This is a genomic window from Paraburkholderia gardini (assembly GCF_907164575.1).
In the GTDB taxonomy this organism is placed as follows: domain Bacteria; phylum Pseudomonadota; class Gammaproteobacteria; order Burkholderiales; family Burkholderiaceae; genus Paraburkholderia; species Paraburkholderia gardini.
Genome location: NZ_CAJQYY010000003.1, coordinates 41,392 through 62,822, shown reverse-complemented (window position 1 = coordinate 62,822; position 21,431 = coordinate 41,392). Strand labels below are relative to the sequence as shown.

Sequence of the window (21,431 nt, the reverse complement as noted above, 5' to 3'; positions counted from 1 at the left end):
CTGCGTGTCGATTGTCTGGCCGCGCGACGTGGTTCGTTCATCGACGTTCGCAACATCTGCGCTGGCAAATAATGTCATAAGAACGCGTGTTCGCCAAAACCATGCGTGATTGCCTCAATACCCGTGTGCCGGGTTACCGGAAGCGGCATTTCCCGTCCGGACGCCCGTCGTCCGGATATTCGTCGACAAGCGGAGTCCTCAGCTTCGCAGTTCATCAGCAAGTCCGATAAAAATGAATCCCGGCGTCGCCTGCGCATTTCTCGCTTTCACGTTGTGGGGCCTGTTTCCGCTCTACTTCAAGTCGTTGCATCAGATCGCCGCGCTCGAAATGCTCGCGCACCGGATGGTGTGGTCGATGCTGTTTCTCTTCATCGTGCTGACCCTGCGCATGCACTGGCGCTGGCTTGGACCGGTGCTGCGCGACCGGCGTCTGCTTGCGCGCTTCGCGGCGAGCGCGGTGCTGCTGTCGTCGAACTGGGGCATCTATATCTGGGCCGTCAACGCCGACCATATCGTCGAGGCGAGTCTGGGGTACTTCATCAATCCGCTGATCAACGTGCTGTTCGGGCTCGTGTTTCTCAACGAGCGCCTGCGACGCATGCAGTGGTTCGCGGTCGCGATCGCGACCGCCGGCGTCGTATGGCTTACCTGGGAGAACGGGCATTTGCCGTGGATCAGTCTTGTGCTCGCGGTGAGCTTCGCGGGTTACGGGTTGCTGCGCAAGACCGCGAAGCTCGGCGCGCTCGAAGGGCTGACGCTTGAAACCGTGCTGCTCTTTCCGGTCGCGGTGCTGTATCTGGCGTGGCTGGCCGCGCGTGGCGACAACGCTTTTGTCAGCGCCTCGTGGGGCGTTCAGGTGCTGCTTGCGATGGCGGGGCCGATCACCGCGATTCCGCTGTTGCTGTTCGCGGCCGGCGCGCGACGGATTCCCTATTCGATGCTCGGCCTGATCCAGTATGTGACGCCGACACTGCAACTGCTGATCGGCGTGGCGATCTATCGCGAGCCGTTTAGCGGCACGCAGTTGATCGGCTATGGAGCGATCTGGATCGCGCTGGCGGTGTATTCGCTCGAAGGCGTGTGGCGCGCGAGGTTTCCGGCGCGCGTAACGTAGCGTTCACGCTGGCATGCGCTGTCTGCGTGACGATTCGCGGAAGGGAAACGATGCGCTAAAAGCAGGGAGTGCGGTGCGAACGTCGAGCGAGGTTCGCGAAACCCGGACGGCGCAGCCGCCCGGTCATGCGATGAATCAGCGCTTTTTCTGCGCTTCGGCGACGTGGGGCGCTACCTTGATCGGTGTCGAGCCGAAAGGTGTCGAAGCCGGTGCGGTCTTTTTCGCCTGTTTGGGTTTTTTGACTTCGCGATTGCTGCGTAGTTGACCTTTTGCCATGACGCTACTCCCGTTGCGTGTATCGCTGACCAGATGGTTCTAGCGTCTCGTGAGTGTGCGCTGTTTCAGCGTTGCTGTCGCGCAGCATTTTTGCGGCCATGAAGACATTGTCCGGTGAAGCGCGGTTTGCTCAAACGCACTTTCCGAAAATGTTCTGGCGAATCCTGGCTAAAGGTGACGCCCTATGCATCGGGCGCGTCCTAAAGGCAAACCCTGATTGCTGCGATGAATTAAGCGCTGCTATCGTTTGCACGTTTGTGGAAGCGCTTCCACTTCGCGCCCCGCAACGATCTGTCCAAACGAATGCGTGCAGGAGAATCCGTGGCAAACGACATATCCGCTCTCGCTGACGACGTGTTTTCGCCGCCGTCCGATTCCGCGCTCTGGCGCAAGGATTTCCTGCTGGGCGCGGCGACTGCCGCGTACCAGATCGAAGGCGCCGCACAGGAAGACGGCCGCTTGCCGTCGATCTGGGACACGTTCTCGGCGCTTCCCGGCAAGGTGCTGGCGGGCGACACGGGCGCCGTCGCCTGTGATCACTACAACCGTTGGGAAAGCGATCTCGACATGCTGTCGGCGCTGAACGTCGATGCGTACCGGCTGTCGATTGCGTGGCCGCGCGTCATGGACGAAACCGGCCGCCCTAACCGGAAAGGTCTCGATTTCTACAGGCGCCTGCTGGGACGCCTGAAGGAGAAGGGCCTCAAGACGTTCGTCACGCTGTATCACTGGGACTTGCCACAGCATCTGGAAGATCGCGGCGGCTGGCTCAATCGCGACGTGGCGTACCGCTTTGCCGATTACGCCGATCTGATGAGCCGTGAACTCGCGGGCCAGGTCGATGCATGGATGACGCTAAACGAGCCGTGGTGCTCGGCGTTTCTCGGCTATGGCAACGGCCATCACGCACCGGGTCTGGCGAACGGCCGCTTTGCGACCCAGGCGATGCATCATCTGCTGCTCGCGCACGGCATGGCGATTCCGGTGCTGCGTGCGAACGATCCGGTTTCGCAAAAGGGTATCGTTGCCAACATCGGGCGCGGCACGCCGAACTCCGGCAGTGCGGCCGACCGGCGCGCCGCGCATCTCTTCGAGGTGCAGCACAACGCATGGATTCTCGATCCGCTGCTCAAGGGGGTTTACCCGGAAGATCTGTTCGAACTGTGGCCGGGCACCGATCCGCTCGTGTTGCAGGGCGACATGAAGACGATCGCCGCGCCGCTCGATTTTCTCGGCATCAACTATTACTTTCGCACGAACGTGAAGAGCGATGGCGCGCACGGCTTTACGGAAGTGCCGCTGGAAGGCGTCGAGCGCACGCAGATGGGCTGGGAGGTCTATCCGGACGGCCTGCGCGATCTGCTGACCGGCTTTAACGAAACCTACGCCGCGCTGCCGCCCATTTACATTACGGAAAACGGCATGGCGTCGGACGACAATGTGATCGATGGCCGCGTCGACGACGCCCAGCGTATTGCGTTTCTCAAGCGCCACCTTGCCGCTGTCGATGAAGTGATCAAAAAAGGTGTGGATATTCGTGGCTACTTCGTGTGGTCGCTGATGGACAACTTCGAATGGGCGTTCGGCTATGAGCGCCGCTTTGGCATCGTGCATGTCGACTACGATACGCAAAAGCGCACCTTCAAGCGCAGTGCGGAACTGATCGCGAAGTTTTTGAAGGAGCGCGCCGCACGCGCTTGAGCGGGTTATATCCGGTTGTCCCTGTATCGGTCTGGAAACACGGGCGCAAAGCCTGGAGGAGACGGAATGAACAGTAGAAGAAAGGTACTCGCCTGCATCGTCGCGACCATTGCGATGGGCGGTTTTGCAACGCAGGCCGTACAGGCCGCCGAGCCGCTCAAGGCCAACGTGATTCACTGGTGGACGTCGGGAGGCGAATCGGCCGCGATCCGCCAGTTCGCCGATGCGTATAACAAGGCAGGCGGGCAATGGATCGATAACGCGGTAGCCGGCGCCGATCAGGCGCGCTCCACGGCGATCAACCGCATCGTCGGTGGCGATCCACCGACGGCGGCCCAGTTCAACACGTCGAAGCAGTTTCATGACCTGATCGATCAGGGTCTCCTGAACAACGTCGACACCGTGGCCGCGAAGGAAAACTGGAACGCGATCTTTCCGGAGTCGATCCTGAACAGCATCAAGGTCAACGGGCATTTCTACGCGGCGCCCGTCGACATTCACATGCAGGACTGGTTCTTCTATTCGAAGCCGGCCTTCCAGAAGGCGGGTATTGCCGGTGAGCCGAAGACCTTTGACGAGTTCCTTGGCGACCTCGACAAACTCAAGGCGGCTGGCGTGATTCCGCTCGCGCTCGGCGGTCAGCCGTGGCAGGAAAAAATCACGTTCGACGCCGTGCTTGCGGATGTCGGCGGCACGGATCTGTATCTGAAGGTGTATCGCGATCGCGACCAGAACGCAGTCAATTCGGCTGCGTTCAAAAACGTGATGACCACGTTCAAGCGTCTGCATAACTACGTCGATCCGGGCTCGCCGGGCCGCAACTGGAACGATGCAACCGCGCTCGTGATTTCGGGCAAGGCCGGCGTGCAGATCATGGGCGACTGGGCGAAGGGCGAATTCTCGGCGGCGAAGCAGGTGCCGGGGAAAGACTTCGGCTGCTTCCCGGGTTTTGGTCCGAAGTCGCCGTACATGGTGGCCGGCGACGTGTTCGTCTTCCCGAAGACCGACAACGCGACGGCGATCAAGGCGCAGAACCTGCTCGCCACGGTGATGACATCGCCGCAGGCGCAGGTTGCGTTCAGCGCGAAGAAAGGCTCGATTCCGATTCGTCCCGATGTCGATCAGACGTCGCTCGACATGTGCGCGAAAGAGGGCATTGCGATCATGAAGGACAAATCGCGCCAGCTGCCGAATCCGGAAATGCTGATACCGCCTGACGTGCAAGGCGCGCTGACGGACGTCGTTACGAACTTCTGGAACAAGAACCAGTCGGTCGACGATGCGCAAAAGGCGTTTGCCGGCGCGCTCAAGAGCTGACGGCCGCGATGGCCGCGCTGACATTGCAACCCCGCTTGCGACGCAGGCGGTTCCCGCTGGCTGCCTGGGTCGCGATGATACCGATGGTGCTCACGGTTGCATTCGCGTACCTGGGCACGATGCTGTGGACCGCGCGTGTTTCGCTCAGCAATTCGCGCACGTTTCCTTCGGGTGACTTCGCGGGCGTGACGCAGTACGTGCGGCTCTTTCACAACGACCGCTGGCTGTTGTCGCTGCAGAACATCGTGATCTATGGCGCGTGTTTTATCGTCGCGTGCATGGTGATCGGTCTGCTGCTCGCGATCTTCATCGACCAGCGGGTTGTTGCGGAAGGCGCGCTGCGCACGGTGTTTCTGTATCCGTATGCGATGTCGTTTGTCGCGACCGGGCTGGTGTGGCAGTGGATCCTGAATCCGCAGCTAGGGGTTCAGCAAGTCCTGCACAAGCTTGGGTTCGTGCATGCCCGCTTCGACTGGATCGTCGACCAGGACTATGTGATCTATACGCTCGTCATCGCGACCGTATGGCAGGCGTCCGGCCTCGTGATGGCGCTCCTGCTGGCGGGCCTGCGCGGCATCGATGACGAAATCTGGAAAGCCGCGCGCATCGACGGCATTCCGCGCTGGCGTGTCTATGCAAGCATCGTCGTGCCGATGCTCGGGCCGTCGGTTTCAACTGCGTTCGTCCTGCTGTTCGTGATGGTCGTGAAACTCTACGATGCGGTGGTCGCGATGACACAGGGCGGTCCCGGCACGGCCAGCGAAGTGCCCGCGAAATTCATCATGGACTACCTGTTCGGACGTGCGAATATCGGGCTCGCTTCGGCGGCCTCGATCGTGCTGCTCACGACAGTGCTCGCGATTCTCGCGCCGTTCTTCTATGTGCGTAGCCGCGCCGCCTTGCGCAAGGACGTTTGATGAACGTGTCCCATCCCACGCTTCCTGCTGCTCCCGCTGTCAGGCGGCGCTCACGCTTTACGCCCCCGCGCGTGGGTGTCTACGCGTTCCTGCTGAGCGCCGCGCTGTTTTTCCTGTTGCCGCTTTACGTGATGCTCGTGACGTCGGTCAAGCCGATGTCGGAGATCCGTCTTGGCCACCTGCTCGCCTTGCCGGTTCATTTCACGCTGGAACCGTGGAGCACCGCATGGCAGTCCGCGTGTACGGGTCTCGATTGCAACGGCATCCGGGTCGGTTTCTGGAACTCGGTGCGCATCGTCGTGCCAGGTACGATCCTGTCGATTTTCGTCGGCGCGGTGAACGGATATGCGCTGTCGTTCTGGCGTCCGCGTGGCGCGGGCGTGCTGTTTGCGATCCTGCTGGTCGGCGCGTTCATTCCCGTGCAGGTGATGGTGTATCCACTGGTGCGCGTGCTGGCAAGCGTTCATCTCTTCAGTTCATTGCCGGGCATCGTCCTGATTCATACGATCTTCGGCATGCCCGTGATGACCCTGCTGTTCCGCAACTACTATGCGTCGATTCCGCTCGAGCTCTTCAAGGCGGCGCGCATCGACGGCGGCGGTTTCTGGCGCATCTTCCTGCAACTGATGCTGCCGATGTCGGTGCCGATCATCGTCGTCGCGATCATCATGCAGGTCACCGGCATCTGGAACGACTTCATTCTCGGTCTCGTATTCGCCGGCACGAAGAACCTGCCGATGACCGTGCAGCTGAACAACATCATCAATACGACAACCGGCGAGCGGCTCTACAACGTCAACATGGCCGCGACGATACTCACGTCGATGGTGCCGCTCGCGATTTACTTTATCTCCGGCCGCTGGTTCGTTCGCGGTATTGCTTCCGGTGCAGTCAAGGGCTAACGCATGTCCAACGTATCGAATGTGTCGATCCGCAAACTGAAGATCCAGCTAGGCGCGAATACCGTGATCGAAGCGCTTGATCTGGAGGTCGAGCCGGGTGAATTTCTGGTGTTGCTCGGGCCGTCGGGTTGCGGGAAATCGACGCTGCTGCATAGCATCGCGGGCCTGATCGACGTGACCGGCGGCAGCATCGAAATCGGCGGACAGGACATGACGTGGGCCGATCCGAAAGACCGCCGCATCGCGCTCGTGTTCCAGTCGTACGCGTTGTATCCGACGATGAACGTCGAGCGCAATCTCTCGTTTGCGCTGCGCATCAACGGCACGCCGAAAAACGAAATCGCGCGCCGTGTCGGGCGCGCCGCGGAAATGCTGCAGCTCGGGCCGCTGCTCAAGCGCCGTCCGGCACAGCTTTCGGGTGGGCAGCGCCAGCGCGTTGCAATCGGCCGCGCGATCGTGCGCGAGGCGGACGTGTTTCTGTTTGACGAACCGCTGTCGAATCTCGATGCGAAGCTGCGCACGGAATTGCGGCGTGAGCTGAAACATCTGCACAGGCAGCTCGGCGCGACGATGATCTACGTGACGCACGATCAGGTTGAAGCAATGACGCTCGCGACCCGCATGGCGGTGATGCGCGGCGGCGTGATCCAGCAGATCGGCACACCCGCGCAGATCTACGCGAAACCGGACAACCTGTTTGTCGCGACGTTTCTCGGCTCGCCGCCGATGAACCTGCTAAAGGGTGAGCTTGAGCGCCGCGAGAACGGTGTGTGGTTCCGTCATTCGCATCTGGAACTGGACGTGTCGCACTATCCGTTCAAGGCAATGCCGGAGGCGAATACGCCGTGCGTGCTCGGCATTCGTCCAGAAGACGTGAGGCCAGGGCAAGGCGCGGTGCACGAGGCAAGCGTTTCGCTCGTCGAGCCGATGGGCAATCATCGGGTCGTCTGGCTCGATTATCATGGCAACCAGATCGCTTCCATCGCGCAGGACAAGACATCGTTCGTGGTGGACGAAGCCGCGGGCTTCACGCTCGACGGCGAACGTATTTCGCTGTTTGACGAAGCAGGCGGTTCACGTCTATAGCGGGCGCATCAATACATATCGACCAGTGGAGCACGCGTGGCAACCTTGAAAGACGTCGCGGTACTAGCCGGGGTCGGCATGTCGACGGCATCGCGGGCAATCTCGGGCAACGGTCCGGTTTCGGCCGATGCGCTCGCACGCGTGCAGGCTGCGATCGAGCAGCTGAATTTCCGGCCTTCATCAATTGGCCGCGCAATGGCGACGCAGTCGCTCGGCATGATCGGACTGTTCGTGCCGACGTTCTTTGGGTCTTACTACGGCACGATTCTGAAGCAGACCGACACCGAACTGCGTGCGGTGCGTCGTCACGTCGTGGTGGCGACGGGGTGCGGCGACTCCTCGCCCCGCGAGCGTGCGATCGAAGCCGTGCAGTTTCTGATCGGGCGCGACTGCGACGGCGTCGTGGTGATCAGCCACGATCTGCACGACGAAGACATCGCGAAGCTGCACAACATGCATCCGCGCATGGTGTTCCTCAATCGCGCATCCGGACAACTGCCGGAAGCGTCGTTCTGCGCCAATCATCATCTGGGTGGCGCGCTTGCGGCACGTACGCTCGTTGAGCACGGACACCGCGATATCGCCGTGATTTCCGGTCCGTTTTCCGCGTCGGACAATCACGCGCGGATCGAAGGGTTCTTCGACGAACTCGCGCGGCACGGCATTGCGCGTTCCTCTGTCGCGCTGGTCGAATCGGACTTTTCGCTGGAAGGCGGTTATGCCGGTGTGCAGACACTGCTCGAATCGAAGCGGCGTTTCACCGCGCTCTTTTGCGCCAACGATACGATGGCTGTCAGCGCCCTGGCCCGCCTTCAGCAGGCGGGCATATCGGTGCCTCATGACGTATCGGTGATTGGCTACGACGACGATTATTCCGCGGCCTATACCGCGCCAGGACTCACATCGGTTCATATCCCCACGCAAGAGCTGACGCAGAATGCGGTGCGCTGGCTCGTCAACGAATGCTACGGCACGTCGTGGGAAATCTTCCGCGACTTTCCAGTGACCGTGACAATGCGCGCTTCGGTTGCACCACCGCGGCGCACCTGAAGTGGTCTATCGGGATCAGGGATCGGGGTTCAGGCACGCCACGCGGCGCCATCGGGAAAGTGATAGTCGTCGAGCGAAGCCGCATGCATCTCGATGCTGTACCCGGGCATACGCGGCGGCATATAGCGTCCGTTGCGAATCACGACCGGCTCGATAAAGTGCTCATGCAGATGGTCGACGTATTCGAGCACGCGATTCTCAAGCGATGCCGACACGCAGATGTAGTCGAACAGCGAAATATGCTGGACGTACTCGCATAATCCGACGCCGCCCGCGTGCGGGCACACGGGTACACCGAATTTCGCCGCCATCAGAAGCACGACGAGCACTTCGTTCAGGCCGCCCAGACGACAGCTGTCGATCTGGCAGAAGTCGATCGCATGCGCCTGCAGCAGTTGCTTGAACATCACCCGGTTGTGACAATGCTCGCCAGTCGCCACGCCGATCGTCGGTGCCAGGCGTTGCCGGATCGCCGCGTGACCCAGAATGTCGTCCGGGCTTGTCGGCTCTTCGATCCACCACGGATCGAACTCCGCCAGACGCCGCATGTTCGCAATGGCTTCGTCGACTTCCCAAACCTGATTGGCGTCCATCATCAGCTTGCGATCGATGCCGATCTCTTCACGCAGGATGCGTGCACGCCGCACGTCTTCGTCAAGATTGCCGCCTACCTTCTGCTTGAAATGCGTCCAGCCCGCGGCTACGCCTTCGCGCGCAAGACGCCGGATCTTGTCGTCGTCGTAGCCAAGCCAGCCTGCCGATGTCGTGTAAGCCGGGTAGCCCTGCGCGAGCATTTCCTTTTCGCGCGCTGCCTTGCCCGCAGCGTTACGACGCAGGATGGCAAGCGCTTCGTATGGCGTGAGCGCATCCGTCACGTAGCGAAAGTCGAGACACTTCACGAGCGCTTCAGGGCTCATATCCACGAGCAGCTTCCATACCGGCTTGCCTTCGGTCTTCGCCCAGAGATCCCACACGGCATTGACGACGGCGGCTGTCGCGAGATGGATCACACCTTTTTCCGGGCCGATCCAGCGGAGCTGGCTATCGGAGGTGATCTCGCGCCAGAAGCCACCCATGTCGGCGGCGATGTCTTCGATCTGCCGGCCGACGACAAGCGACGCCAGCGCATTGACCGCCGCCACGCAGATCTCGTTACCGCGCCCAATCGTAAACGTCAGGCCGTGCCCGGCAAGACGGGCTGGCGAACCGGTTTCGAGGATGACGTATGTGGCGGAATAGTCCGGCGCGGCGTTCATCGCGTCAGAGCCGTCGAGCGAGCGCGACGTGGGAAAGCGGATGTCCCGCACGGACAGATTGGTGATTCTGGTCATTCGGGCACCCTCCCGGCGGCGACGAAATCGAGAGCCCCTGGCCGGCGATCCAGTAACGCTAAAGAAGCGCGACCCAGGCGTTAGCACTCGTTGACAGCGTTAGATACACCTTCTAGCATGCTAGCATGTTAGTCGTAAAACAGGCGTCCCGTGGGTCTTTTGAACGATGAAGCGAGTGCCGCGCAAGATCCGTATGGTGCATTGCAAAAACTGCAGGGTGCCGAACGGGGCAGCCTTACCGACGCAGTCGAAGCCGCGCTGCGCGAAGCGATCGTCACGCTCGCGCTGGAGCCGGGCATGATGATCGACAAGCTGGCCGTATGCGATCGCATGGGCGTGTCGCGCTTTCCCGTTTCCTCGGCGCTCGCGAGGCTCGCTGGAGCCGGGCTCGTTGAAGTTTTGCCGCAGCGCGGCACGCGTGTGATGCCGATCGTGATTCACGATATTCGTCAGCATCTGTTTATCCGCAGCGCGCTTGAAGTGGAAACCGTGCGTGGCGTTGCCATGCATTGCAGCGAAGGCACGCTCAACGCGCTGGCCGCCAATCTTGAGAAACAGCGCGAGGCCGTTGCTTGCGACCTGCGCCACGAATTCCATCTGCTCGATCTCGGTTTTCACGAGATCCTGCTCGATGCCATTGATTTGCCGCGTGTGAAAGAAATCGTCGCTGTGTCACGCAGCGCGCTCGATCGCGCGCGTCAGCTTCTCGCGAGTCCGGAGCGCCACGTTCATACGCTCGAAGAGCACGAGCGCATTTTCGCGGCCATCGAGGATCGCGATCCGGAAGCGGCGGGGCACGCGATGCACAGCCATCTGGATGAAGTCGTTGCCGAATTGCGGCGATTTGCCAGCGAACGGCCAGACCTGTTCGAGGAGTGACAGGTACAGACACGTTTGCCGGGCCCTCGTCGGAACATTCGAGCCGCCATCAGCGCGGCGTTCCGCATCTGCAGTTCGACGGAGCATGACCCAATGTAGTCAGGGCGCGTAGTCAACTCAGTATGGAGGAGACAGGAAATGAAATTCATAAAAGCCTCAAGCGTGGCCGTCGCTTTCGCCGCCGCGTGGTTCTTTACGGGCGCACAGGCCACTGCCGCTGAAGATTTTCATGGCGTAACGGTCAACGTCATGACGTTCGTCGGTCCCCAGATCGCCGAGCCGTTGCAGCGTCGTGCACCTGAGTTCGAAAAGCTGACCGGTGCGAAGATCAACATTCTGACGGTGCCGTTCTCCGATCTGTACCAGAAGCTGCTCACCGACTGGGCGTCGGGCACGAACTCCGTCGACGCAGCTGTCTTCGCACCGCAATGGATGGTCGATTACACGAAGGGCGGCTTTCTTGAGGATCTGTCGTCACGTGTCGCGCACGATCCGGCGCTAAAAGAAGACGACGTCATGCCGTTCTTCCGCGATTTCTCGCAGCGCTATAACGGCAAGACCTATCTGGTCGCGCTCGACGGCGACTTCCAGATGGTCTACTACCGTACCGATATCCTGAAGGCGCTTGGCAAGCAGCCGCCAAAAACGTGGGACGACTATCTCGACATCGCCAAAGCCGCAAACGGCAAGACGTTTGGCGGCGACGGCAAGCCGGTAGCGGGTTCGTGCATTTCCAAGAAGCGCAACGCGCAGGCGTACTGGGCGATCATCTCGATCGCCGGCGGCTATCTGCAATCGAAGGGCACGGCACAAGGCGCATTCTTCGATCCGACAAACTTCAAGCCGTTGATCAACAACGACGCGTTCAAGGCCGCGCTCAACGTGCTCAAGGCATCGACGCAGTACGGTCCGCCTAACGAAATCAACCTCGACGTCGGCGATACTCGCAGCGCGTTCATTTCCGGGCACTGCGCGCTGACGCTCGACTGGGGCGATGTCGGCGTGCTGGCGATCGATCCGAAGCAGTCGAAGGTCATCGACAAGGTCGGCGCGGTCATTCTGCCGGGTTCGACGAAAGTGCTGGATCGCGCAACGGGAAAGCTGGTTGCATGCGACAAGAGCCGTTGCCCGTATGCGGTGGATGGCGTGAATCACGCTCCGTTCGCGGCGTTCGGCGGCTGGTCGGGCGGGATCAACGCCAAGGCTAATCCGAAGGTGAAGGATGCGGCTTACGCGTTCCTGTCGTTCATGAGCGAGCCCGCGCAATCGAACGTCGACGTGACCATTGGTGCGACCGGCTTCAATCCGTACCGGCGTTCGCAATTCACGGATATGTCGATCTGGAAGAAGAGCGGGATGAGCGACACAGCGGCCGCGTCGTATCTCGGTGCGATCAAGGCGAGCCTGCAAAGCCCGAACATGATCATCGACCTGCGCATTCCGCAAAACCAGCGCTATGAGCAGGTGGTGCTCGATACCGCCATCGCGCGTTTTCTTGCCGGCGAACTCGATGCGGATGCCACGATGAAAGCCATCGAAACCGGCTGGGATGAAATCACCGACGATCTCGGCAAGGACAAGCAACTGGCTGCGTATCGGGCGTCGATCGGCGCGAAGTAGCGCGGACCTTCGCTCGAGCCGGCGTGACACGAAAAGGGTTTATGCAATCTTCGTCGCACGTTTCGTCATCCGCGTCGTCGCATCACGCGACGCGGAGATCGTCCTTCACCAGCTGGCTCGACCGGCAGGCGCCGTACGTGTTTGTCCTGCCGACCGTGCTGCTGATTCTCGCGTTCTCGATTTTTCCGCTCGTGACGTCGGCGTATCTGTCGTTACTGCGGTTTTCGCTTGGCGAAGGCGGATACGAACTGCAGTTCGTCGGGATGCGCAACTACGTGCGGCTCTTTAGCGGCAGCCAGCAGTTTCATTTCGTCGGCGTGTTTCGATCTGCGGGAATGATCAGCATCGCGGTGATGGCGGTCACCGCCGTGGCGATCGCGTGGTGGCTCGTGCGATACGTCATGAGCACGCGTCGCTCCGTGATCGGCGGCATTGGCCGGCTGATCGCGGCAGCGGCGCTACTCGCCGTCGTCTGGCTCGCGGCGAATACTGTCGGTAACGGCGGCGAGCTCGGCAGCCTGATGGTGACGCTCTTTTACGTCGTGGTGGGCGTCGCGCTGCAGTTCCTGCTGGGCCTGGGGTTAGCCTTTCTTTGCACATTGCCGCTAAGGGGCGGCCGCTTCTTTCGCATTCTGTTCTTTATTCCACTGATGGTGACGCCCGTTGGCATCGCCTACATGTTCCGCATGATGGCCGACACCGCAGTGGGCCCGCTTGCGCCCCTATGGGCGTGGCTCGGTCTTGGCCAGATCGCGTGGGCAGCCAGTTCGTGGCTCGCCCGCTGTGTCGTGATTATCGGCGACACCTGGCAGTGGGTGCCGTTCATGTTTCTCGTGATGCTCGCCGCACTCGAAGGCACGTCGCGCGACCAGATCGAAGCGGCGCAACTCGATGGCGCATCCGGATGGCGGATCTTTCGCGACGTGACGTGGCCGTCGATCGCGCCGGTCGCGGCGAGCGCCGTGCTGATCCGGCTGATCGAAGCGTTCAAGATCGTCGATCTGCCTAACGTGCTGACGAACGGCGGCCCGGGTATCGCAACCGAATCGATGACCCTGCACGCGTTCATCGAATGGCGCACGTTAAATCTCGGTGGTGCTTCCGCGGTAGCCTACATGCTGTTCTTCGTATCGACGATTGCATGCGTGTCGTTCTTTCAGCTCGTCGTGCGACGGGCAAGAGGAGCGCAGACATGATCCGGCGTCTCTTCGTTCATTCGCGGCTTGGCGAGCTTCCCGCCGGTGTGCGCTTCATTGCGTATCTGCTGCTTGGCGCGTGGACTGTTGTCGTGCTGTTCCCGCTTTACTGGATGGCGATCACGTCGTTCAAGTTACCGATCGACGTATCCAACGGCCCCGCGTACCTGCCTTTTGTCGATTTCAAGCCGAGTCTCGATGCGTGGCATTACATCTTTGTCGACCTGGGGCCGGACACGTATCGTCCGTACGTGAATTCGCTCGTGATCGCGACGTGTTCAACGGCGGCTTCGGTGTTCCTGGGCTCGATGGCCGCGTACGCACTGGCCCGTATCGAATACCGGCCGCCTGTCGCGGCGGTCGGCGTTGGCGTGCTCATACTGGCGGTGATCGTGGGCGTCACCGGCTGGGCCGGAGTGGATCTGAGCGTTGCCGTGACAGCGGGCCTCGCGCTTTTCTTCCTGCTGTTGCGCCCGATTATCCGTCGTGCGCGGCGCCGGTTCGGCAATGACGACATCCTGTTCTGGATCATCTCGCAACGTATCCTGCCGCCTGTCGTCACCGTGATCCCGATCTACCTGATGTTCAAGAGCGTCGGTCTGCTCGACACACGGCTCGCGCTGATCATCACCTATGCGACGGCGAACGTGCCGATCGTGGTGTGGCTCATGTTCGATTTCTTCGCCGCGGTGCCGAAGGAAGTCGAGGAGAGCGCGCAGATCGACGGCGCGACGCGCTTTGCGATCCTGTTTGGCATCGTGATGCCGCTGGTCGCGCCGGGTATCGTCGCGACCGCGCTGCTCGTCCTGATCCTGTCGTGGAACGAGTATCTTTTTGCACTTTTTCTCAGCACGGCGAATGCGCAGACCTTGCCGCTTCTGGTCGCGGCACAGAATGCGACGCGCGGGCCGCAGTGGTGGAACATGTCCGTGCTGATCCTGATCATGATCTTCCCGGTGATGGTGCTCACGCTCACGTTACAGCGCTTTATCGTCAAAGGTATTCTCGTGGGAGCGGTTAAAGGATGAACGACGCACACACGGCTACGGACCTCGCGGCGCTCGCCCCACAATCGAAGAGCGTCTCGCTGCGTAACGTCAGCAAGGACTTTGGCGGTACGCGGGTGCTCCATGATCTTTCGCTGGACGTGCGTGCCGGCGAATTTCTCGTGCTGCTCGGTGAATCCGGCTGCGGCAAGACGACGGCGCTGCGCATCATCGCCGGACTGGAATCGGCCACCGAAGGCACGGTGCACGTCGGCGAAAAAGACGTGACCCAGCAGTTGCCGCGCGACCGCGACCTGGCGATGGTGTTTCAGTCATATGCACTGTATCCGCACAAGACGGTGTTCGAGAACATCGCTTACCCGCTGATCGTTCGCAAGCGCGCGAAAGCGGAAGTCGATGCGGCGGTGCGCGAGGTCGCGGCAAGCGTTCATCTCGAGGAATTCCTTCAGCGCTATCCCCGCCAGCTTTCGGGTGGACAGCGTCAGCGGGTGGCGCTGGCGCGGGCCATCGTGCGACGCCCGGCGGCGTTTCTGATGGACGAGCCGTTGTCGAATCTCGACGCCAAGCTGCGCGGACATATGCGCGCGGAACTCAAGCATATGCAGCACGAACTCGATATCACGACGCTATACGTCACGCACGACCAGATCGAAGCGATGACGCTGGCGCATCGCGTCGCGCTGATCGACAAGGGCGTATTGCAGCAACTCGACACGCCCGCGCGTATTTATTCGGATCCCGCCAATCTGTTCGTGGCGGGGTTCATCGGTTCACCGCCAATGAACTTTTTGCGCGGCACGCTGGCGAACCAGCGCTTCGAAACCGACGGACTTGCCGTGCCCGCGAACGTGAATCATCAGGGCGCCGCGACGTTAGGCGTGAGGCCCGAAGAATGCGCACTGGTTGGCCCCGGAGAAGGCGAGGGCCGTGGGCGCATCTATCTGGTCGAACTCATTGGCGATCATTCGCTGGTGACGCTGAACGTCGGCGAGCAACAGGTGGTCGTCAAGGTGTCGAACATGTTTGCCGGTGAAATCGGCACTGAGGTGGGCCTTAAGCTTAATCGCGAGAGAGTGCATTTCTTTGACCAGCAACTGGGGCAGCGGATACGGTCGGGGTAGTTCGCGTGGTCGAACTACCCCATCGGATCACCTGATAACGTGACCTGCTAGAGCGCCTTGACCGGATGGGGCGTGTCGTCAAAGCCGCCCCACACCGACTGGTCGTAGTTCACCATCGAACCCGTCATCAAACCCGACTCCGCACTTGCGAGGAATGCCACTGCGCGCGCGGCTTCGGCAGGATCGATGAGGCGGCCGAAGGGTTGCGCGGCATTGGCTTCGGCGAGCCAGTCATCCGATGCGCCGTGATACGTGCGCTGGATCTGGTCTTCGCCGTCAGTCGCCATCCAGCCGAGATTCAGGCCGTTCACGCGGATATGGTTGCGCAGCAGCGCATACGCCGTGTTCCGCGTGAGCGTGGCAAGTGCGCCTTTCGAAGCGCAGTAAGCCGCGATGAACGGTTGCCCCGCCAGGGCGGACATCGAGCAGATATTCACGATCGTGCCTTCCGTCTTCTCGCGACGCATGATTTTTACGGCTTCCTGCATGAGAAAGAACGGCGCGCGGACGTTGGTCGCGAAGATGCTGTCGAAGCGTTCCGGCGTTGTGTCGAGTATCGTGCCGCGATCGGTCATCGCCGCGGCGTTGACGAGCACGTCGACCCGTCCGAAGTGTCGATCCGCGCTTGCGATCACGGCCTGACAGTCCTCGACGCGTGACAGGTCGGCTTGCACGAAGCGCACTTCCGCGCTGCCCGCCTCGCTGAGTTCGGCGGCCTTTGCCTCGCCCTTTTCCCTCGCGCGCCCGCAGATCACGATGCCTCGCGCGCCACGCTCCACGAACAACGCCGCGATTGCCGCGCCGAGTCCCTGTGATCCGCCAGTGACGACGACCACCTTCGAGTCGAACTGTCCCATCCTGTGTCTCTCCATCAAGGTTTGATCCATGCAGCACCGTCACTTTCCGGACCGGTGTCTGCTCGAGGGTCATGGCTATGCGCGGCTTGATGTGCCGCAGTGGTGATGCGATGATCGCGTCATCGTCGACGACTGATCCTGCCGGGCTTTACGATCCATTCATGACTAACCGCAAGTCCAGCACTACTCGCCGCAAAACGAACATGGCCGATATCGCGAAGGCCGCGGGCGTTAGCGAGGCGACCGTCGATCGCGTGCTGAACGGTCGTGGTGGCGTATCGCGTGAGAAAGAAGCGGTGGTGCTCGAATGGGCGCGCAAGCTCAGAATCGATCGCGCGCTCGATTCCGTTTCGGTACGCTGGCTGCGCATCGCCATTCTTTTGCAGCAGCCGGTCGCGCAGTACTACGTGTCGCTCAAGCAGGGTTTCGAGGTGGCGCAAAAGACGTTCGAGGCGCAACGTGTGATCTGCGCGGTGACGTACTTCGAGAGTCTTGAGCCTGCATGTGTCGTCGAGACGATCCGGCGCGCGACGCAAAAAGCCGATGCACTCGTGATCGTGGCTTACGAGCATCCCGACATCACGACCGCCTTGCGGCAACTGAGCCGCTCGATGCCGGTCGTCACGCTTGCAAGCGATCTGCCTGGCACCGGGCGGCTTGCTTACGTCGGTATCGACAATCGTTGCGCGGGACGCGTGGCCGGCGAACTCATGGGACGCTTTCTTGGCGATGCGGGCGGCAAGGTGCTCGTACTCACGGGCATGCATGATTTCCTCGGCCATGAAGAACGTGAAAGCGGCTTTCGTTCAGTGCTGCGGCGCCGGTTCCCGAACTGCGACATCGTCGAAACGGTAGAGAGCCGCGAGCAATCGGTCGTGACCGAACGATTGACGCGCGACGCCTTCCGGCGTTATCCCGACCTGCGCGGGATCTACAACATTTCCGTCGGCGACGAGGGCGTCGGCGCCGCGCTCCTCGCACTGGATCGTGTCCGCTCGACGATGTTCATCGGCCACGAGCTTAATGAAACGTCACGGCGCCTGCTGATTGAAGGCACGCTGGACGCCGTGCTCGACCAGAATCCCGCAGGCGAAGCGATGCGCTCGATCGAAATCGTCCTGCGGCACTATCACCGTGATCCGGGTGTCGCGTTTCCTCAACAGATTCCCGTGACCGTGCTGCTGCGTGAAAATCTTCCGCCCGGCGACTGACGGCCGGCGGTTGAAGTTTCATTCTGCTTGAGCCTGACGTCGCCAGCGGTGGCTCGGGGCGGCAAGGATGCTCGCCGCGATAACGATAACGATAGTTGAAGCCTCCCAGACCTTCACTCCGAAAAATGATGGCTTGCCATCAAAATGAAAGTCCTGCCGCGCCAGATAAGGCTTTCGAAATGGAAAATAAATTCCATGAAAATATCGTGTGCAATTATTCTTGCAATCTGACCATCTCGTCTCTTATGCTTGTTCATGACGCAGCCGCGAGCACTGCGCATGGAGAAGGAGACGGTCGTGAACAGTGTCGATAGCGGTGTTGCCACAGCGGATGGGATTGTCGAAGCGTTGATGCATGGCCCGGGCGCGATCCGCATTCGCGGGCTCTTTAGCGAGGCGCAGATTGCCGAGGCGCGGCGTGTGGTGATGGCGCATTCAGAAGATCGTGCGCAGACCGTCACGCACTTTCAGGGGCAGGCGGCAGAGGAGCAGCGCCTGCATCTGCAACGACGCGTATGGAATCTGCTTGCCAAGGGCGACGTGTTTTCGCAGATGTCGGAGCAGCCGCTGATCGTCGATGCGATGCGGCGTTTTCTGGGTTCGGATTTCATCATGGGTTCGATAGCGGCGAATCGAATCCTGCCGGATGGCCCCGGCCAGGAACCGCATATCGACTACCCGTACTGGGATTTCCACGCGCCGGAATCGTTTCCGCTCGCGATTAATACATCGTTTCCGCTTAACGCGCAGGTGACGATTCCGCTCGATCCGTTCACGGCGCAAACAGGCGCGACCGCGTTCGTGCCGCACACGCAGCACGAACTGCGCTATCCGACCGAAGCCGACCGGTTCTTCGAGCGCTGTGAGCGCATGGAAGCGGAGCCGGGCGATGCCATCGTGTTCTTTGGCGCGACGTGGCACTGTGCGATGCCCAATCGTAGCGTGCAGGATCGTAGCGCGGTGTTGATTCAATACCTGCCGAAATTCGTCAAGCCGATGGAAGATCTCAGGGCGATGGCAGGCGAAGCGTTCGTCAAGCACGCCAGTCCGACGATGCGTCAGCTGCTTGGCATGCACTATCCGTATCCGCAGAATCTGGAAGAGATTGCCGTCGCGACCAATGCAGAAGGGCGCAGGAATGCGATGCGGTAGACGGATTGCGACGTCGACCTGCTGCGCGATCGGCGAGGCGCTGGAGCATGCCGCGCAGATGCGCGCAGCGCGGTGTGAATTGCGCACTGAGCCAGCGCCTTGAGCGTCTTACGCCGCGTGAGCGTGAAGTAATGGCGCTGGTCGTAACGGGGTATCTCAACAAGCAGGTCGCAAGCGAACCCGCCACGGTCGAAAAACGGTCAAGACACGTCGCGCACGCGATACACCGCTGGAATTCGTCCAGTCCTTCAGCACAAATCTCCCCACAAGCCGGAATCAGGTGTCAGGGTGATCTCGCGAAACCCCAAAAACCCATCCGAACCTGACAGAAACCTTCTCTGAATATTTAGGTTGTTAATGAGAATCATTTGCATTAACATTCGGCTTTCGTCGATTAACCTTCCGCTTGACTACTCCGTGCCCGAGTGATGCCTTGCCGCGCAAAGTCGCGTCGCACGGGCGTTTCACTCTGCCCGGTCAAAAACAATATGCAGAACCAGACCATCGTTCGCCGTCCTGTGTTGGGGCGTAATTCCAGCCGCAATCCGTCATCGCTTCTCAGTGCCGCGCTGCTGGCCAGCGTGGGCCTGACGCTTTCCACCCTGTCGACGTCCGGGTGGGCGCAGGCTGCCGCAACCGGCGACGCCGCGCTGCCGACGGTGAGCGTGACAGCATCGCGCGACACGACGGTCGCGGCTGCGGACTCCGTCAGCGCGGGCGCGCTGGGTTCGCGCAAGCAGGTCGATACGCCGTTTTCGACGCACGTCGTGACGAGCGAGGAAGCGCAGGATCTGATGGCGAACACGGCTAACGATCTCTTCAAATACGATCCGGCCGTGTCGGCCATATCGGATAACGCGATCAGCGAAAACTCGATGCTCACCGTGCGCGGCCTGCCGATCGATACGCTTAACGGCATCAAGGTCGACGGTCAGAGCTTCCCTTCGTGGGACACCGATCTCGCACTGGATCAGTTCGAGCGCGTGGAACTGCTCAAGGGTCTTTCCGGGTTCATGTACGGCTTCGGCTCGCCGGGCGGTATCGTCAACTACGTGCTCAAGCGTCCGACGGACGATCCGTACCGCAGCTTTTCGGTGGGCTATCAGTCCGCCGGTGTGTTCAGCGAGAAGCTCGATCTGGGCGGCCGCTTTGGTAACGACGACCGCTTCGGTTTTCGCCTGAATCTCGTGAACGAAGACGGCAACACCGCTGAAGCGAACGGTCATCTGCGTCGCAAGATGGCTTCGCTCGCGATGGACTTCCGCATTACGCCGGACCTGACGTGGTCGGCCGACGCGTTCTACCAGAAGCGTAAAACCAATGGCACGCTGTTCGGCCTCATGTTCGGCAGTGGCCTTGGCATTCCCGACGCCAGCACGATCACGCACGATCTGACGCAGCCGCAGAACTTCTACCAGGTCGAGATGGCATCGTTTGGCACGGGCCTCGACTATCGTCTTTCGGAGAACTGGCACGCGAGCGTGAAGTACCGCTTCGCGAAAGAAAACCGCACGAACTCGGACAGCCTGCTGTACGTGTTCAACGACGCCGGTGATTACTCGAACACGCTGTATGCCGCGATGACGCGTTACTTCTATCAGAACGTCGACGCGATGGTGCAGGGCAAATTCAACACCGGCAGCGTGAAGCACGACATCGTGTTCGGCGCCGGCTATCAATCGCAGATGACCGAGTACGACAACAGCGAAGGCTGGAATGACGGCTACCCGCTCGGCACCGGCAGTCTGTACGGCAGCACGTTGCTGACGAACGCCGAAGTCAACATTGGCGAAAACCTGTACCGCCAGTCGCGTACGACGCAAACCGCGCTCTACGCGAGCGATACGGTGGCGTTCACGTCGCGTCTGTCCGCGCTGCTCGGCGTGCGTTATACGCAGTACCGTCAGCACACGTACGACACGGACGGCTCGGCGCTGGCCGAATACAGCGCGAATCCGGTCACACCGACCGTTGCGCTGATGTTCAAGACGGACGCGTACGCGACGCTTTATGCGAGCTATGTCGAGTCGCTTAAGCAGGGTGGTTCGGCTTCGAACACGAACGTCAATTTCCCGGCTACGTATGGCCCGCTTCGCAGCAAGCAGTATGAAGTCGGCTTCAAGACGGATCGCCAGAAGTGGGGTGCCAGTCTTGCGCTGTTCCGCGTCGACCAGGGCTATAACTACACGAACCCGGAAAACATTTTCGTGCAGGACGGCACAAAGCGCTATGAGGGTCTTGACACAAGCGGCTGGCTGCAACTGTCGAGTGACTGGCGCGTGCTGGGCGGCGTGATGTGGCTGAACACGAAGGCAGTCGATATCGACGACGCTACTGTCGAAGGCAAGCGCATCTACGGCGCGCCGCGCTTCACGGCGACGGGCCGCATCGAATACAACCCGTCATATATGCGCCCGTTGACGCTGGCGTTCGGCGCGAAGTACGTGAGCGATATGGCCGTCGACGCTGCGAATACGCAGTTCGTGCCGGCGTACGTCACATACGATCTGAGTGGCAAGTATGAAACGCGGATCGCCGGCAAGGACGTGACGTTCCGCGCGGGGATCAACAACCTGTTGAACCGTCGTTACTGGACGACGGCGTGGGGCTACTACGTGGCCCCGTCGCCGACGCGTACTGCAGTGGCGAGCGCGACGCTGCAGTTCTAGGCGTCTGCAAGGATCGATACGCTGC

Annotated in this window: 19 protein-coding genes; 16 read left to right on the top strand and 3 right to left on the bottom strand. The window is 60.9% G+C overall.

The genetic code is table 11. The annotated features are described in order from the left end of the window. Nucleotides 1-232 precede the first annotated feature (232 nt). Nucleotides 233-1,114 carry an EamA family transporter RarD gene (rarD, locus tag LPA34_RS03225; RefSeq protein ID WP_228974855.1) on the top strand — a complete coding sequence of 294 codons (882 nt, stop codon included), beginning with the start codon at nt 233-235 and terminating at the stop codon, nt 1,112-1,114. Nucleotides 1,115-1,249: 135 nt separating this feature from the next. On the opposite strand, the gene LPA34_RS03220 is transcribed toward rarD, so the two are convergent. Further along, complete coding sequence (locus tag LPA34_RS03220; RefSeq protein ID WP_176954112.1) at nt 1,250-1,390, bottom strand: hypothetical protein; 141 nt, start codon at nt 1,388-1,390, stop codon at nt 1,250-1,252. 321 nt (nt 1,391-1,711) lie between these two features. On the opposite strand from LPA34_RS03220, the gene LPA34_RS03215 reads away from it, so the two are divergent. The 6 genes from LPA34_RS03215 to LPA34_RS03190 all read left to right on the top strand — a co-directional run bounded on the left by LPA34_RS03215 (nt 1,712) and on the right by LPA34_RS03190 (nt 8,363). Beyond that, nucleotides 1,712-3,091: a GH1 family beta-glucosidase gene (locus LPA34_RS03215; RefSeq protein WP_407672512.1), complete on the top strand. Its 1,380-nt coding sequence runs from the start codon at nt 1,712-1,714 to the stop codon at nt 3,089-3,091. 66 nt (nt 3,092-3,157) lie between these two features. Next, complete coding sequence (locus LPA34_RS03210) at nt 3,158-4,408, top strand: ABC transporter substrate-binding protein (protein ID WP_228974849.1); 1,251 nt, start codon at nt 3,158-3,160, stop codon at nt 4,406-4,408. 8 nt (nt 4,409-4,416) lie between these two features. After that, complete coding sequence (locus LPA34_RS03205) at nt 4,417-5,325, top strand: carbohydrate ABC transporter permease (protein ID WP_228974847.1); 909 nt, start codon at nt 4,417-4,419, stop codon at nt 5,323-5,325. Next, a complete protein-coding gene (locus LPA34_RS03200) occupies nt 5,325-6,227 on the top strand; it encodes a carbohydrate ABC transporter permease (RefSeq protein WP_228974846.1) in 903 nt (300 codons plus the stop codon). The genes LPA34_RS03205 and LPA34_RS03200 overlap by 1 nt, the downstream gene beginning before the upstream one ends. A gap of 3 nt (nt 6,228-6,230) precedes the next feature. After that, nucleotides 6,231-7,313: an ABC transporter ATP-binding protein gene (locus LPA34_RS03195; protein ID WP_228974844.1), complete on the top strand. Its 1,083-nt coding sequence runs from the start codon at nt 6,231-6,233 to the stop codon at nt 7,311-7,313. A gap of 36 nt (nt 7,314-7,349) precedes the next feature. Next, nucleotides 7,350-8,363 carry a LacI family DNA-binding transcriptional regulator gene (locus LPA34_RS03190; RefSeq protein ID WP_228974842.1) on the top strand — a complete coding sequence of 338 codons (1,014 nt, stop codon included), beginning with the start codon at nt 7,350-7,352 and terminating at the stop codon, nt 8,361-8,363. A 29-nt stretch (nt 8,364-8,392) separates the two neighbouring features. Here the strand turns inward: LPA34_RS03190 and LPA34_RS03185 are convergent, their stop codons facing one another. Beyond that, complete coding sequence (locus LPA34_RS03185; RefSeq protein ID WP_228974840.1) at nt 8,393-9,694, bottom strand: L-fuconate dehydratase; 1,302 nt, start codon at nt 9,692-9,694, stop codon at nt 8,393-8,395. 150 nt (nt 9,695-9,844) lie between these two features. On the opposite strand from LPA34_RS03185, the gene LPA34_RS03180 reads away from it, so the two are divergent. The 5 genes from LPA34_RS03180 to LPA34_RS03160 all read left to right on the top strand — a co-directional run bounded on the left by LPA34_RS03180 (nt 9,845) and on the right by LPA34_RS03160 (nt 15,517). Further along, the gene (locus LPA34_RS03180) at nt 9,845-10,573 is read left to right on the top strand and encodes a GntR family transcriptional regulator (protein WP_228974838.1); all 729 of its coding nucleotides are present in this window, start codon (nt 9,845-9,847) and stop codon (nt 10,571-10,573) included. 138 nt (nt 10,574-10,711) lie between these two features. Next, a complete protein-coding gene (locus LPA34_RS03175) occupies nt 10,712-12,193 on the top strand; it encodes an ABC transporter substrate-binding protein (protein ID WP_228974836.1) in 1,482 nt (493 codons plus the stop codon). Nucleotides 12,194-12,234: 41 nt separating this feature from the next. Further along, nucleotides 12,235-13,389 (top strand): carbohydrate ABC transporter permease, encoded by a 1,155-nt coding sequence (locus tag LPA34_RS03170; RefSeq protein WP_228974834.1) that lies wholly within the window; start codon nt 12,235-12,237, stop codon nt 13,387-13,389. Beyond that, nucleotides 13,386-14,417, top strand: coding sequence for a carbohydrate ABC transporter permease (locus tag LPA34_RS03165; RefSeq protein ID WP_228974832.1), 1,032 nt, complete (start codon nt 13,386-13,388; stop codon nt 14,415-14,417). The genes LPA34_RS03170 and LPA34_RS03165 overlap by 4 nt, the downstream gene beginning before the upstream one ends. Further along, the gene (locus LPA34_RS03160) at nt 14,414-15,517 is read left to right on the top strand and encodes an ABC transporter ATP-binding protein (RefSeq protein WP_228974830.1); all 1,104 of its coding nucleotides are present in this window, start codon (nt 14,414-14,416) and stop codon (nt 15,515-15,517) included. The genes LPA34_RS03165 and LPA34_RS03160 overlap by 4 nt, the downstream gene beginning before the upstream one ends. 47 nt (nt 15,518-15,564) lie before the next feature. On the opposite strand, the gene LPA34_RS03155 is transcribed toward LPA34_RS03160, so the two are convergent. After that, nucleotides 15,565-16,374, bottom strand: coding sequence for an SDR family oxidoreductase (locus tag LPA34_RS03155; protein WP_228974828.1), 810 nt, complete (start codon nt 16,372-16,374; stop codon nt 15,565-15,567). Nucleotides 16,375-16,535: 161 nt separating this feature from the next. On the opposite strand from LPA34_RS03155, the gene LPA34_RS03150 reads away from it, so the two are divergent. The 4 genes from LPA34_RS03150 (at nt 16,536) to LPA34_RS03135 (ending at nt 21,406) form a co-directional block, all read left to right on the top strand. Beyond that, nucleotides 16,536-17,585 carry a LacI family DNA-binding transcriptional regulator gene (locus LPA34_RS03150; protein ID WP_228974826.1) on the top strand — a complete coding sequence of 350 codons (1,050 nt, stop codon included), beginning with the start codon at nt 16,536-16,538 and terminating at the stop codon, nt 17,583-17,585. A 297-nt stretch (nt 17,586-17,882) separates the two neighbouring features. Continuing rightward, nucleotides 17,883-18,737 (top strand): phytanoyl-CoA dioxygenase family protein, encoded by an 855-nt coding sequence (locus tag LPA34_RS03145; RefSeq protein ID WP_228974824.1) that lies wholly within the window; start codon nt 17,883-17,885, stop codon nt 18,735-18,737. 47 nt (nt 18,738-18,784) lie between these two features. Then, a complete protein-coding gene (locus tag LPA34_RS27050) occupies nt 18,785-19,063 on the top strand; it encodes a LuxR C-terminal-related transcriptional regulator (RefSeq protein ID WP_407672511.1) in 279 nt (92 codons plus the stop codon). 162 nt (nt 19,064-19,225) lie between these two features. Then, complete coding sequence (locus LPA34_RS03135) at nt 19,226-21,406, top strand: TonB-dependent siderophore receptor (RefSeq protein ID WP_228974823.1); 2,181 nt, start codon at nt 19,226-19,228, stop codon at nt 21,404-21,406. Nucleotides 21,407-21,431: the final 25 nt, after the last annotated feature.